Genomic DNA, 14,119 nt, shown 5'->3' with positions numbered 1-14,119 from the left:
TTTGATTAATTTCTTTTGCCATAATGCCAAATTCGTCGTGGGATTCTATTTTGATGAGATTGGCTGTTTGTGTATCGTGGTTGAGGTAGGAGAAGAAATTGGTAAGATTGCTTTGTATGGTTCGCACGCTAAAAGTAAGATTGCTATAAAATCCCCAAAACAATGGAGCGAGAATCACAAGTAAAACAGCAATTCCTATCACAAAAGCTTTAAAGAGTGATGAGTCAATGAATCCTATAATATCGTGAGAAATTTTTGTTGTATATTCTCCTAAAGTATCCACATAAACACCTGTGGAAATCCAAATATTTTGAGTGTTTGGAATCATTGTCGCATAACCAACTTTTTGTGCTGTGCCAAGTGTGCCATCAGGAAGAGGTTTGCTAAAAGAAAAATGCACAAATTTGGTTTGCTGTTTTTGTGTTTTTGCGGTTTGGAATAAGTCTCTTACATAATAAACTCCATCGGCGTCTTTAGCCTCATAAAGTGATTTGCCAATCAAGTCTTTGCGCGTAGGGTGAGCCACGGGAGTATATTCTTTGTAAGCGAAATAATACCCGCTTTTGTCTGATTCAAATCGGAAGTTTTCAATAGCTTTTGCAATAATTGCGATTTGTGAGGGTTCATCTAAGCCTACAATCAGCTCTCCTAGGGATTCTGCTAGAGTATCCGTAGAAAGCTTGATTTTTTGCTCTACCTCCTCACTCACAGCCTTATGCACTTCCATGCTTGTATCTCGCATAATATCTTGCTTAAAATATTCAATCGTGCCAAATATGCTTATCAAGCTCACGATGATTCCAAGCGCAAGCACCAAGATTTTTGCTTTCAATGACAATTTTTTATACATAAGCCACCCTTTCTTGCATTGCTTAAATTTTATTTAAAATTTCATTATACAATATGTAATCTTAAAAATTTAATACTTTCTATATATAAATTTTAAAAATATTTTGGCATTTTAGCAAAAATTACAAAAAATTTGTGAGGAAATTTGAGAATAAATTTCATTTGCGGTGCCACAAAAATGTGGAGGGAATTGTGTTTTGTTAAAGGTGCCTTGTCTCTTGGCAAGTTGGGCTGTGTGCAAAGAGATAGAATCTTTAAGGGATTCTAAAGAAAAAATGGGAGATTGTGGTTTGGTAGAGGAGGAATCCCAAGATTTTTGGTAGTTGAGATATGCTAATGTTTCTTTAATGCCAATACTTTTTGCCCATTGATGTTGCGTTCCATAGCGCGCAATAAGTGTTTGCACTTCATTTAAAAGTCCTTTATTTAGCATTTCTTGTGTACGTTCTTGAATCCTTGTTCTTAACAATTCCCGCGCAAAATAAATTTCAAAAATTTCACAAGATTTTAAAATTGGTTTGGGGGGATTGTTGGCAAAATAAACACTCGGTGCAGTTTGTGTGGAAAAATAGATTTCCAATGCACGCACAATGCGGTAAGAATCTTGGGGTTTGAGTTTGCTTGCATAAGGTAAATCCACTCGTCTTAAATACGCATATTGTGCATTTAAATCACCAAGATGATGAATCGTAGAATCTATTTCTAGTTTTTCAGACGAAGACAATTTGGGAGAGGGTGAAAGCCCACAAAGCAGAGTTTTCAGATAGAAGCTTGTGCCGCCTACAATTAAGAGGTGCTTGTTGTGTTTTTGACAAAATGCTTGCGCGCGATGATATTCTTGAATAAAGTTATGAATATTTTGCAATTCGTTGGGGTGTAATACATCTATACCAAAATGTGGAATCCCTTTTCTCTCCCCTAAACTAGGTTTTGCGCTAGCAATATTAATTTCTTGATAAACACTTAAAGAATCTAATGAAAGAATCGCGCAATCATAGTTTGAAGCGAGTTCCAAAGAAAGAGCAGTTTTGCCTGCACCACTGCCACCTAAAATCGCAAGAGTTTTTGGTTTCAAGCGAAGTTTTTAGAAGCCAAAACTGCTTCTAAAAAAGCGTTTTTAAGGGCATGTTTTTCCAAAGTCGCTATTCCTTGTGCAGTAGAGCCTCCCGGACTCATCACATTCTCTTTAAGCAATGTGGGGTGATTTTGTTCTAAAAGACTAGCAAAACCACTAAATAATGTGCGCACAATTTGTGTAGAATCTTCGCGTGTTAGACCATAGGTTACTCCGCTATCAATGAGTGATTCGGCAACAAGGGCTAGAAATGCTGGAGCACAACCACCCAAAGCAGTGGCTAAAGGAAAATGCTTTTCTTCAAGCCATACGCTTTTGCCAATAGAATCAAAAATAGCAATTGCTTCTTTTTGGAAAGCCAAATCACCACACAAACTCGTGATAGATTGTCCAACGCTTGCGCAGATATTTGGCATAGCCCGAATATAATATTGTGATTCTATGACTGCTTTTAATGTTTCAAGACTGGTGGCATTCAAGATAGAATAAACGCACTTTGCTTTGCCATTGAAACGGAATTGATTGAGTGCGTAAGGCTTAACACAAAGCAAGATTTCATCGGATTCTTTTAATGGAATCGTAGAGTTTTCCAAAAATAAAGGAGTTAAATTTAATTCCTCACAAAATGACTGAACTTTTGCAAGATTGCGACCGCAGACCAATAGTTTGTATTTGTTTTTCAAGCCTTGTGCTAAGGCTTTTGCCATTTTGCCATAGCCCAAAAGAATTAAGGATTGCATTGCGGAGTTTCTATTGTTTGGAGAAGTCAAAGAATTTTGAAATAGGTTCGGACAATCCGAAATTCTCATATTTGAAATTTTCTAAAACGACTTGCGCCATTGTAAGAGTTTCAAAATTAAAAAGCAAAGGGGCTAGAAAATTAACGCTAGATTCTTCAATGGGTTCTTTCACGCAAACAATGTTTAAGATGACGAGTTTAGAGTTTTGTGGGTCGGTGTTTGTTTTGCCTTTTAAATCTAAAAGTGCTTTTACGGGAGATGGAATCTCAAATTCATAATCTGTACGCATCACATAAGGATTCACTAGAGTAAAGGAAATGCCATCGTTTTCGCAACTTTTTAATTGCATAAAAGTTTCATCGTCTTTGGAGATTTTTTCTAATGCCATCTTGTGGATATGTTCAAAGCCTAAAATCGGAGATTTTACTACAAATTCCATTGTTTTTTCCTTCGCTTATGAGCGTTTAAAAATCATAGAAATAATTTTACTAAAAGTTTTGCGTGAGATTTTATCGCAATAAAAGCAAAAAATCAATTTGATTTTAAAAAAAAATTATAAAATCTATGTCAAATCCGCTATAATTACGACCATTTTTATAATTTTTAACTTTGTTTTTAAGGAATTTATTTTATGTTGCGATGGATTAAATTTTCTTTTTATGGTTTTTGCATTCTTGTTTTTTTGGGCGCGTGTTCTTCTAAAACCAATAGCGGTTTGGCACTAGATGAGGTGAATAAACCCGCGGATTATTGGTATCAAAATATGTTAAAAGAAATTCGTAACGATGATTTAGAAAAAGCCGATAGTTATTTCGTCTCTTTGCAAAGTGAGCATTTAAATTCCCCGCTTCTAGGTGAGGCAATGTTGATTTTGGGAAGAGCACATATGCAAAAAGAAGAATATTTGCTTGCGGGATTCTATTTTGATGAATTTACAAAACGTTTTGGAAATGCAGAAAATATAGATTTTGTGCAATATTTAAAATTACAGGCAAATTATTTTGCTTTTGGCAAGCAATTCCGCGACCAAAAATTATTAATGCAATCCATCAATGAAGCAAAAGCCTTTGACAAAAAATATCCTTATTCGCGCTATCGCCCTATGGTAGATACAATGCTTTTAAAGCTTGAATTAGCAAATTTAAGTCTCAATAAAGAAATTATTAAGCTTTATGAGCGCAGAGGCAAGGAGAATGCGGCTGAATTTTATCAGCAAAAAATCAATGAAAATGCTTGGATTAAAGAAGTTTATTATAAAGAAGCGCATTCTCCGTGGTATCAAAGAATCTTTGAATGGTAGGAGAAAATATGCAATTAGAACGTTATGGAGAATTTCCAAAAACTTTGCCTGTAATCGTAGAAGAGGATATGTTTTTGTATCCTTTTATGATTGCACCTTTATTTGTTAGTGATGAAGAAAATCTAAAAGCCATTGAAGTTGCAATGGAATCTCAAGATAAATTGGTTTTCATCACTGCTTCTAAAACTAGTATGCTTGGAGAGAGTGATACAGGATTCTATGATGTGGGTGTGATTGGTGTGATTATGCGTCGTGTCGCATTGCCTGAAGGGCGCGTTAAGATTCTGTTTCAAGGATTAAGTCGTGGGCGTTTGTTGAATGTAGAATCTAAAATGCCCTTGCAAGGAAAGATTGAACCCATCATCTCTCTACCCTTTGATGTCGCGCGCATAGAAGCGATTTTGGCAGTTTTGAAAGAAAGATTGCGCAATCTTTATAATATTTCTCAAAACTTTCCTCAAGATTTACTCAAAAGCATTAACGAGACAATGGAGCCTAATCGTGCAGCAGATTTGATTGCGAGTGCGATTCGGCTTAAAAAAGACCAAGCTTATAAAATATTCAAAGAAAATAATCCCGAAGAAAGACTTTTAAGTCTCATTGAAATTGTAATGGAGGAAATTCGCGCACAGCAAATTCAAAAAGAAATTAAAACCAAAGTTAATTCTCAAATGGAAAAAGTCAATAAAGAGTATTTCTTAAAAGAGCAATTAAAACAGATTCAAAAAGAGTTGGGCGGAGATGTTGGTAAAGACGCAGAGATAGAAGAATATCGCCAAAAACTAGAAAAACTAAAAAACAAAATGAGCCAAGACGCCTATAAGGAGATTTCCAAGCAAATTGCCAAACTTTCAAGAATGCACCAAGACAGCGCAGATGCGAATTTGTTGCAAAATTATATTGAATTGGTTTTAGAGATTCCTTTTGGTTTGTTTGCACAAAAACCGCTGAATATTGATGGGGTAGAAAAGCAGCTTAACAAAGACCATTTTGCGCTAGAAAAGCCAAAAGAGCGCATTGTGGAATATTTTGCTGTGCGTGAGTTGCTTGCATTGCGTGGCAAAGGAAATAACAATGAAAATAAAGGAACGATTCTGTGTTTTTACGGACCTCCGGGGGTGGGCAAGACAAGCCTTGCAAACTCTATTGCCACTGCTTTGAAGCGTAAATTGGTGCGAATTGCGTTGGGTGGTTTAGAAGATGTCAATGAGTTGCGCGGACATCGTCGCACTTATATTGGTGCAATGCCCGGTAGAATCGTGCAGGGTTTGATTGACGCAAAAGAAATGAATCCAGTTGTGGTGCTAGATGAAATAGATAAGATTCATAATTCTTTTCGTGGCGACCCTTCCTCTGTGTTGTTAGAGATTCTTGACCCAGAGCAAAATAAGGAGTTTAGAGATTATTATACAAATTTTGATTTGGATTTATCACAAGTGATTTTTATCGCAACGGCAAACGATGTGAGCGCGATTCCAGCACCTTTGCGTGATAGAATGGAGTTTATCAATATTAATAGCTACACACCAAGCCAAAAGGAACAAATTGCCAAAAAATATTTAATTCCCCAAGAGCTGAAAAAACATGGTTTGCAAAATAGCGAGATTAGCTTTTCGCCTAGTGCGGTAAAAATGCTGATTGAGAAATACACGAGAGAAGCAGGAGTGCGGAATCTGCGTCGTAGGATTGCACAAATCTTGCGCAAAGTGGCAAAAAACATTTTACAATCTCCGCAAGAAAAAGTGCAAATCACTTCCAAAAACTTACACGAATTTTTAGACAAAATCGTGTTTGAGTTTGAAAATGCAAACAAAAATGCAGAGGTTGGATTGGTTAATGGGCTTGCTTGGACGAGCGTAGGGGGCGATGTTCTAAAGATTGAAGCACTTAAAATCAAAGGCAAGGGAGGCTTGAATTTAACAGGAAATTTGGGTGATGTGATGAAAGAAAGTGCGAAAATTGCCTATTCTTATGTGAAATCTTTGATTGATAGTGGAGTACTCAAGGTGGATTGTAAGTTAATCCCTCAAACCCCAAAAGAAAAAGAAGAAAATATCCAACCTAGTGCAAGTGAGGTTTATAATCGCTTAGATGTGCATTTGCATGTGCCAGAGGGCGCAACACCAAAAGATGGACCAAGTGCAGGAATCGCAATTGCGAGCGCACTTGCTTCACTGCTGACAAACAAAAAAGCGCGGGGTGATGTCGCAATGACGGGCGAGCTAACTTTAAGAGGCAAAGTCTTGCCTATTGGCGGTTTGCAAGAAAAGCTCATTGCTGCTTATAAATCGGGTATGAAAGAAGTACTGATTCCAAAGAAAAATTTTGAACGTGATATGGACGAGATTCCACAAGAGGTAAGAGATGGCTTGAAGATTCACCCTGTCAGCGAATTTAAAGAAGTTTTGCGATTTGTCTTGAAATAATGTCCAAACAGAATCCTCTGATAAACCTTGCTTTGTCCTCTAATGCTTTACAGCAAACCTTAGAATCACTCACGATTCCTTTGTCAAAATATCCTGAAGTTTGTGGGATAGATGAAGCCGGGAGAGGTTGCATAGCGGGTTCGCTTTTTGTTTGTGGAGTTGTCTTAGAATCTCCTATTCAAAGTCTTTTGGAGAGGATTAAAGATTCTAAAAAGCTTTCCCAATCTGTCCGAGATTCTTTGAGTGTGGAGATTCAATCTTGTGCGCGATTCCATATTGTCCAAAAAACTTCTAAGCAAATTGATGAAAAGGGCTTGAGCGTGTGCATAAAGGAATCTTTGCTTGAGATTTTAAGTTCTTTAAATGCGCCCTTTTATGTGTTTGATGGAAATTGTGCCTTTGGGATTCCTCATTTAAAGACTCTAGTCAAGGGAGATTCCAAACTTCATACAATCAGCGCAGCAAGTATTTTGGCAAAGAGTGTAAAAGATTCTGAAATGTTAGCATTGCACAAGGAATTTCCTCAATATGATTTTGCTCATAACAAGGGTTATGGCACAAAAGCACATTTAGAGAAGATTCAGAAATGTGGATTTTGCCCAGTTCATCGCCAAAGTTATCGTCTAAAGTCGCTTTTAACTCCAAGCCTTTTTTAAAATTTTTTTATGTTTAATCTATATTAAATGCTTCAAAAGCTACAATTTTTAGCTTAATTTTAAACTGAAGGTGTGATTTTGAGTGGATGTGTGATTACGATTACTTCCGGCAAAGGTGGTGTGGGCAAATCCACAACAACTGCGAATCTTGCTGTGGGGTTGGCAAGTGTGGGTAAGAAAGTTGTAGCGGTAGATTTTGATATTGGTTTGCGTAATTTAGATATGATTTTGGGCTTAGAAAATCGTATCGTGTATGATATTGTCAATGTGATGGAGGGGGAGTGCAATCTTTCCCAAGCTCTTATCAATGATAAAAAAACTAAAAATCTTTATTTTTTGCCCGCAAGTCAAAGCAAGGATAAAAATATTTTAGACAAAGAAAAAGTTTCAGGGTTAATTCATAAACTCAAAGAAGAATTTGATTTTGTTTTATTGGATTCTCCAGCAGGAATTGAGGGGGGATTTGAGCATTCTATTTTTTTGGCTGACCGCGCATTGATTGTTTCAACACCAGAAGTTTCGAGCGTGCGTGATGCAGATAGGGTGATTGGAATCATTGATGCAAAAAGCAAAAAGGCGCAAGAAGGGCAAGAAGTGCTAAAGCATGTGATTATTAACAGACTAAAACCTGAAATGGTAGAAAAAGGTGAAATGTTAAGTGTAGAAGATGTGCTAAATATTCTTGCTTTGCCTCTTATTGGAATTGTGCCAGAAGATGAGAAAATCATCTCTTCTACTAACACGGGAGAACCTGTGATTTATGGTAATTCTCTTTCTGCTCTTGCTTATCAAAATATTGCAAAACGGATTTTGGGTGAAGAAGTACCCTATTTGGAATTGAAAGCCAAAAAGGGATTCTTTGGAAGGTTATTTTCATGAGTTTAATGGATAAATTCTTCGGTAGCAAAAAATCTTCTGCTAAGGAAGCAAGAGACCGCTTAACATTGATTTTAGCTCACGAACGCGCAATTAATGTGCCTTATATGGAGCAAATGAAAGAAGAGATACTAGAAGTGATTAAAAAATACACAAAAGCTCAAAAAATTGATATGAAAACAGATTCAAATCAAAATTTTAATACACTTGAAGTTGAGATTCTATTAGAAAAATAATTGAATATATGGATAAAGTAAAGCCCATAACTATTGGTATTATTGCATTATTGCTCGTATTGCTTAGCTTTAACTTTATCCCCAAAACTCCCAAATCAAAACCTGTCTTGCAAACAAAAACACAAGAAAATTCTCAAGTCTCAAAAATCATATCAAGCAAGGAATCAAATGCGACTATAATGCAAAGCAATGCAGAGTTAATCCAAAAAAATATTGATTTTTTGAAAGAAAATTTAGAAGCACTTAAGGCAAGTTCTCTCGCGGAATCCTCAAAAGAAATCTCCCAAACACAACCTCAAGACACAGATAATTCGGAGGTTTTTAAAAAACAAGTCGTATCTAATGCAACAAAAGAATCTCAAGAAACACAAAAAGAATCCGCTCTTGCTAAAATGCAGGAAAATTCATCTGAAACAAAAGAATCTGCACTATGTCGCCGAACGAAGCCGCAGCTTGCAATTATTATTGATGATATTGGGAATTTCGCACAATATCAGGCAATAACTAAAATTCATTACAAGATTACTCCCTCGCTTTTTCCCAAAAGCAAGGCGAATCCAAAAACTCCAAAAATTGCGAAACTCGCTCCTTTTTATATGGTGCATTTGCCACTTGAGGCATTGGACTTTTATCAAGCAGAGCACGAATGGCTGTTTGTTGGAGATTCACAAAACAAAATTCAACAAAGAATCCAAGCAATTAAGCAAGATTTTCCAACACTTACCTATATCAATAATCATACAGGGAGTAAATTCACGCAGGATTTAGATTCTATGACGCTACTTTTAGAGACGCTTAATAAAAATAAAATTAGTTTTCTTGATTCCAAAACAGCTCCCAATACCAAAACAAGTGTATTTTACTCTACACATTCTATGGGGCAACTCAATCCTTGCCAAAGCAACTATTTGGAACGTGATGTGTTTTTGGATAATGAATTGAATATTTCAAAAATTACACAAAATCTAATCCAAGCGGTGAAAATAGCGAAGACTAAGGGTTATGCTATTGCGATTGGACACCCTCACAAAGAGACTTTGCTAGCTCTTAAAAATGCAGAAAATTATCTATCCAAAAGCGGGGTAGAGCTTGTATATGTGAATGAAATTATTGCACCATAACAATTTTATAAAGAATTATGCTAAAATATTGAGAATTTTAGGATTTTTAAGGGATTCGCAATGACAACTCCAACAGAAACTCGCCAGCTACAAGGGAGCATTTTAAATATTGCGTGTGTAAAAGATTCCACTTTTTGTATTGATAATGTTTTTTATATTTCTGAAATCAATCAAAACTTACATATTGGAACAAGTATCCGAGTAATTAAAGATATAGAATCTCCGCATCGTTATTCGCACGCATTTGGAATCTCTCCGCATTCTTATTTTTGTTTTCCTATTATGGGTGAAAGGAAAGCATTTGTTTTAGAACTCAATGGTTCTACTTTGAAACACATTGCGACATTAGAAGACCACGATGGCGATATAGAATCTTGTGCTTTTTCTCACGATGGGAGATTTTTTGCCACAGGTGGGCAAGACGGAAGAGTTTTTTTATATGAAGGACGTAGCTTTTTGGCTATTTCCTCTTTATTGGCGCGCTCGGATTATATTTCTACGATTCGCTTTTCTAAAAGCGGCGATTTTATTGCAATTAGCGGATTTGATAAATTTACGATGATTTTTGATGTTTTGCGACATAGAATCGCTTTTAATTTTGCTACAAACGATGTTGTAGAGGATTCTTGTTTTTTTGAACACGATGAAAAAATTTTGTTAGTATGTCGCAACAATGCAAGCATTATTTTTAGCTTAAAAGAGGGCAAAATTATTTCGCAAGAATACCCTTTTGCATTTTGGCCCACAAGTATTGCCATTACAGAGGAAGAAAATTACGCACTTGTTGGCACGCGTTCAGATATGCTTTATGTCTTGTCTTTGAAAGATAATTCAAAAGCTATGGAGATTAACAACGAACACGCTGGCACAGCCTCACTGGCTTTTTCTCACGGACATTTATATATCGGTTCTATTGACGGAGCACTTTTGATTATTGATTATAATGAAGGTAGAGAGGAGCTGGAATCTAGTTTGCAAAAAAAAGATTACAAAAGCGCACGTGAGGCGATTAATAAAAATGTATTTTTAAGCATTCACCCCTTGACGAAAATCTTTGATGAAGTGTGGCCCGAAATCCTAAATGAAGCCATTGCATTGTTGAATGAAAATGAAATAGAAAAAGCAGTGGAACTTACTGCACCCTTTGTCGTCAATGAATCAAAAAAGAATGAATTTGACTTTTATTTGTCTCAAAAGGAGGGGGTAAAGACTTTTTTAGAGTTAGTTAATAAAAAAGATTTCACCAAAGCCTACGAGATGCTAAAGACAACGAAATTTTTAGTTAAAACACAAGCCTATGAAAAGCTAGAAAATATCTGGAATAAAGCATTTTTTAATGCCAAAAAACTTCTTATGGAAAATGCAAGCACCAATAAGCGTTTGGCAGAGCAGGCTTTAGCACCTTTTAACAATACGCCCAAAAAAGAACTCATTGTGCAGCTTTTGCGTAACTGCGATGTGTTTGAAAAAGCAGATATGCTGATTAAAAAGCAAAATTTCAAGGAATATTTTAGCTTAACCTTTCAATTTTCATTCTTGCGCGAGACGGATTTGTATAAAAAAGTGCTTTTAGTGGGCGAGCGAATGCTCACAAATCTGATTGAATTAGAAAAAAACTTCCATTACGATGAGGCAAAAAAAATTGCAGAAACTCTTCTTGTTTTTCCAACACTAAAGCGCGCAGCAAATGAACGCATTGTGCTAATGCAACAAAAAGAGAATCTCTTAATAGCGATTGAAGCAAAAGACATTAAAAAAGTCTATTCCTTGGTAGATGAAATTGAAAGTTTGCGCTCTATGCAGCAGTTTAAGGATTTCACAAAAGACTTTTTAAGATGTTATGAAGAAGCAAAAACCTACGCGCAAACAGGAGATGCAAAGCGCGCAATGGTTGTTTTTGGCGAGTATATGGAAGTGCATTATTGGGTAGATAAAATTGGCTCACTTTTAAAAACAGCTTATTTAAGTCAGATTCAGCAAAACTTGCAAAGTGCCGATGTGAATTGGGTGATTACAATCAAACGTTATTTTGAACGTTTTGGTAAAAGCATAGAATTAGTTAGATTGCTCCAAGAGCACCCAGCCAAAGAAATCCTAGATGAGTTTGAGGGTGATGGCGAGGGTGATGGTTATCGTCGTTATGGTTTTGTGGATACAATTGTCATTTATCTGGTTCAAAAAGAATCCTAAAGAAATAGTTTGGAGTCCTTAAAAGATTTTGCGATTCTGCCTACAATTCCGACTGAATTGTCGTATTTGGGTTTAAAGCAGATTTTTTACTGCGGCAATTTAGAATTATTAAACTCACGTAAAATTACTATTGTCGGCACGCGGAATCCCAACCCTTATGCTCAAAATTTCACCCAAACTCTTGCGCGCAAGCTTACAAATAAGGGCGCGGTAATTGTGAGTGGAGGCGCGCTTGGCATAGATATTATTGCACATAAATATGCCTTACCCAATACCATTATGGTTTCGCCTGCTTCTTTGGACATTATCTATCCGCGCACAAATGCAAAAATCATTCAGCAGATTTACCGAGATGCTTTGATTTTAAGTCCATTTGATTCTCCTTATTCTCCCCGCGCTTTTTCGTTTTTGGAGCGCAACAAATTGGTCGTTAGTCTTGGAGAATATGTGATTATCCCTCAAGCAGATTTAGAAAGTGGGTCAATGCGAAGCGCGAATTATGCACTAAAGCTTGGCAAACAAATCTTCGTACCACCTCATCAGATAGGGCAAAGTCAAGGCACTCAAAGTTTGGCTCAAGAGGGCAAAGCGCAAGTGATTTGGGATATAGATGAGTTTGTAGAATTGCTAGGATTCCAAGAGGAATGCAAGCAGGATTCTGCAAATCAAACAATAGCGGTAAAAGATGAGGTGTTAGAATTTTGTAAAGGCAATCCACTCTTTGAGGAAGCGTTTTTGAAGTTTGGGGCAGTTTTGTTTGAATATGAACTAGAGGGTAAAATTTGTCGTCATAATGGCAGGATTGAAGTGCAATAAACTTGTTCCCTTGCGTAACAACCTCAAATAAACAGAAAAATTAAAAAACCTTTACACTTCATTTTAAGACTCTGTAATTTATAACGAATACCCAAACTTTCTTTGAAGTCTTATAGAAAAGAGACAAACTAGAAAAAGAGAATCAAGAATTGAAAAATAAACAAGCTTTTAACGCTTATGGAATCCCTCAAAACATTTTTACTAAATCCGATTCTAAAAGTGATTCTATAATACAAACCTTGCTAAAGGATTCTAAAGAGGGCAAGGGGGTTTAAAGATTTTATTGCAAAGCTTAAAGTATGCAAGATTATAGATTGCTTCGTCTCTTGCTAAAACTCATTTCTTGCAAGGACGCAATGGCAAGTTTTAACCTGCTGCTTGCCACCAAGAAAATGCACCCAAAAGCACCAAATATCGCAAGCCTTTGCCAAGTGCAATAAAGAAAACCGCCTTGATAAAAGAATATTGATAAACGCCAAGTGCGAGGGCAAACACATCGCCTAAAAAGGGCAAAAAACTAAAAAATGCAAAGCAGAATCCGTATTTTTGGATTTTGTCTTGGTAACGATGGATTTTTTGGCTCGTGTTTTTGAAGTATCGGTTGAGTAAATAATCGTTGCCAAAATAGCCAATCGCATAAGTTGTCAGTGCACCAAGTGTGTTACCGAATGTGGCGACACACCACACGATAGATTCGGAATATCCTAAGGATACGAAGCCCAACACAAAGACTTCAGAGCCTAGCGGATAAAGACTGCTTGCCAAAAAGCAGACAAGTAACAATCCCACTAGTCCTAGAGATTCTAAAGTTTCCATAAAATTTTTTTATGATTTTTCTATATTAAATTTAAATTATTTCAAAAACTCCGTGATATTGTTTATCACCCCGTCAATCAATACGCATTTGCTTTCCTCATATCCCCAAGCATTATGAGGAGTCAAAACTAGTTGATTAGCTATTTCTTCATTTAAGAAAGGGTGATTTTGCGGTATGGGTTCTTTTGTAAAAACATCAAATCCCGCATAAATCTCGCGTTTTTTTAACTCGTCTGCCAAATCCTCTTCATTCACGATTCCGCCTCGTCCGACATTGATTAGAATTGAGCCATTTTGCATAAGATGCAAATTATTTTTATTTAATAGATTTTTCGTATTGTCATTTAGTGGCGCGTGGATAGAGACAACAAAGCATTCTTGTAGAAGCGTCTTTAAATCCTTGTGCGGATAAGTTGCATTGAGATTTTTACCGCTAGTAGAATAATAGCAAACTTCCGCACCAAAGGCAGTTGCTAGCTTCGCTACTTCTTGTCCTATGTTTCCTAGTCCTATAATTCCCCATTTTTTGCGGTAAAGTAGTTCTAATGGTTTGGCAAGATTCGTAAAAAGTGCGCTAGAAGTGTAGTAACCGCTTTTGCAGAAAAAATCATAAAGCGGCAACTTTGCACTTAATGCTAATGCCATCATTAAAGTGTGTTGTGCCACGCTTTTTGTAGAATAGCCCGCGACATTTTTTACCGCGATTCCACATTCTTTTGCCACCTCCAAATCCACATTATTCATTCCGGTAGCAGTAATGCAAATGAGTTTCAAGGTTTCTTTGAGAGCATTTAAAATAGGAGCATCTAATACGACTTTATTGCTAAGCACGATTGTAGCACCTTTTGCCCTCTCTAATGTCTGTTCTGGTGTGGTTGTAGGATACTCTGTATAATCTACATTTGGGAGTTTTTTGAGTAGTTTTTCCTGCAAATCGTGTTCTCCCAAGCTTAGTCCGTCCAAAAACACAATTTTCTCTTGCATTTGCAATCCTTTTGGTTATAATTTCGCATTATTT

Annotated in this window: 15 protein-coding genes; 9 read left to right on the top strand and 6 right to left on the bottom strand. The window is 36.5% G+C overall.

The features are described 5' to 3' along the window. The 4 genes from CQA43_RS08510 to fliW all read right to left on the bottom strand — a co-directional run. Nucleotides 1-850 (bottom strand): cache domain-containing protein (locus CQA43_RS08510; protein ID WP_181881673.1); only part of this gene is annotated, 850 nt, incomplete at its 3' end. Nucleotides 851-961: 111 nt separating this feature from the next. Beyond that, nucleotides 962-1,924, bottom strand: a complete 963-nt coding sequence (miaA, locus tag CQA43_RS08505; RefSeq protein ID WP_115552169.1) for a tRNA (adenosine(37)-N6)-dimethylallyltransferase MiaA — start codon at nt 1,922-1,924, stop codon at nt 962-964. After that, nucleotides 1,921-2,664, bottom strand: a complete 744-nt coding sequence (gene proC / locus CQA43_RS08500) for a pyrroline-5-carboxylate reductase (RefSeq protein WP_115552168.1) — start codon at nt 2,662-2,664, stop codon at nt 1,921-1,923. Before proC ends, miaA begins: the two co-directional genes overlap by 4 nt. Nucleotides 2,665-2,674: 10 nt before the next feature. After that, complete coding sequence (fliW, locus tag CQA43_RS08495) at nt 2,675-3,103, bottom strand: flagellar assembly protein FliW (RefSeq protein WP_115552167.1); 429 nt, start codon at nt 3,101-3,103, stop codon at nt 2,675-2,677. 192 nt (nt 3,104-3,295) lie between these two features. On the opposite strand from fliW, the gene CQA43_RS08490 reads away from it, so the two are divergent. From CQA43_RS08490 to CQA43_RS09945, 9 genes are all read left to right on the top strand, one after another. Next, nucleotides 3,296-3,964, top strand: coding sequence for an outer membrane protein assembly factor BamD (locus CQA43_RS08490; protein ID WP_115552166.1), 669 nt, complete (start codon nt 3,296-3,298; stop codon nt 3,962-3,964). Nucleotides 3,965-3,972: 8 nt separating this feature from the next. Further along, a complete protein-coding gene (gene lon, locus CQA43_RS08485; RefSeq protein ID WP_115552172.1) occupies nt 3,973-6,390 on the top strand; it encodes an endopeptidase La in 2,418 nt (805 codons plus the stop codon). Continuing rightward, a complete protein-coding gene (locus tag CQA43_RS08480; protein ID WP_115552165.1) occupies nt 6,390-7,046 on the top strand; it encodes a ribonuclease HII in 657 nt (218 codons plus the stop codon). The genes lon and CQA43_RS08480 overlap by 1 nt, the downstream gene beginning before the upstream one ends. Before the next feature lie 78 nt (nt 7,047-7,124). Beyond that, nucleotides 7,125-7,925 (top strand): septum site-determining protein MinD, encoded by an 801-nt coding sequence (gene minD / locus CQA43_RS08475; RefSeq protein ID WP_115552164.1) that lies wholly within the window; start codon nt 7,125-7,127, stop codon nt 7,923-7,925. Further along, nucleotides 7,922-8,158, top strand: a complete 237-nt coding sequence (gene minE, locus CQA43_RS08470; protein WP_115552163.1) for a cell division topological specificity factor MinE — start codon at nt 7,922-7,924, stop codon at nt 8,156-8,158. Before minD ends, minE begins: the two co-directional genes overlap by 4 nt. A gap of 8 nt (nt 8,159-8,166) precedes the next feature. Beyond that, nucleotides 8,167-9,279 (top strand): divergent polysaccharide deacetylase family protein, encoded by a 1,113-nt coding sequence (locus tag CQA43_RS08465; RefSeq protein WP_115552162.1) that lies wholly within the window; start codon nt 8,167-8,169, stop codon nt 9,277-9,279. Nucleotides 9,280-9,339: 60 nt separating this feature from the next. Beyond that, the gene (locus tag CQA43_RS08460) at nt 9,340-11,469 is read left to right on the top strand and encodes a WD40 repeat domain-containing protein (protein ID WP_115552161.1); all 2,130 of its coding nucleotides are present in this window, start codon (nt 9,340-9,342) and stop codon (nt 11,467-11,469) included. Between the two features lie 9 nt (nt 11,470-11,478). Further along, nucleotides 11,479-12,285 carry a DNA-processing protein DprA gene (locus CQA43_RS08455; protein ID WP_115552160.1) on the top strand — a complete coding sequence of 269 codons (807 nt, stop codon included), beginning with the start codon at nt 11,479-11,481 and terminating at the stop codon, nt 12,283-12,285. A gap of 149 nt (nt 12,286-12,434) precedes the next feature. Then, the gene (locus CQA43_RS09945) at nt 12,435-12,560 is read left to right on the top strand and encodes a hypothetical protein (protein ID WP_281270121.1); all 126 of its coding nucleotides are present in this window, start codon (nt 12,435-12,437) and stop codon (nt 12,558-12,560) included. 91 nt (nt 12,561-12,651) lie between these two features. Here CQA43_RS09945 and CQA43_RS08450 read toward each other — a convergent pair whose 3' ends face one another. Then, nucleotides 12,652-13,101 carry a YqaA family protein gene (locus CQA43_RS08450; protein WP_115552159.1) on the bottom strand — a complete coding sequence of 150 codons (450 nt, stop codon included), beginning with the start codon at nt 13,099-13,101 and terminating at the stop codon, nt 12,652-12,654. A gap of 36 nt (nt 13,102-13,137) precedes the next feature. Continuing rightward, nucleotides 13,138-14,085, bottom strand: a complete 948-nt coding sequence (locus CQA43_RS08445; protein ID WP_115552158.1) for a D-2-hydroxyacid dehydrogenase — start codon at nt 14,083-14,085, stop codon at nt 13,138-13,140. Between the last annotated feature and the right edge of the window lie 34 nt (nt 14,086-14,119).

This window comes from Helicobacter ganmani (genome assembly GCF_003364315.1).
Classification (GTDB): Bacteria; Campylobacterota; Campylobacteria; order Campylobacterales; family Helicobacteraceae; genus Helicobacter_D; species Helicobacter_D ganmani.
The sequence above is the reverse complement of the archived record's forward strand: the minus strand, read 5'-3'. Positions and strand labels throughout refer to the sequence as shown.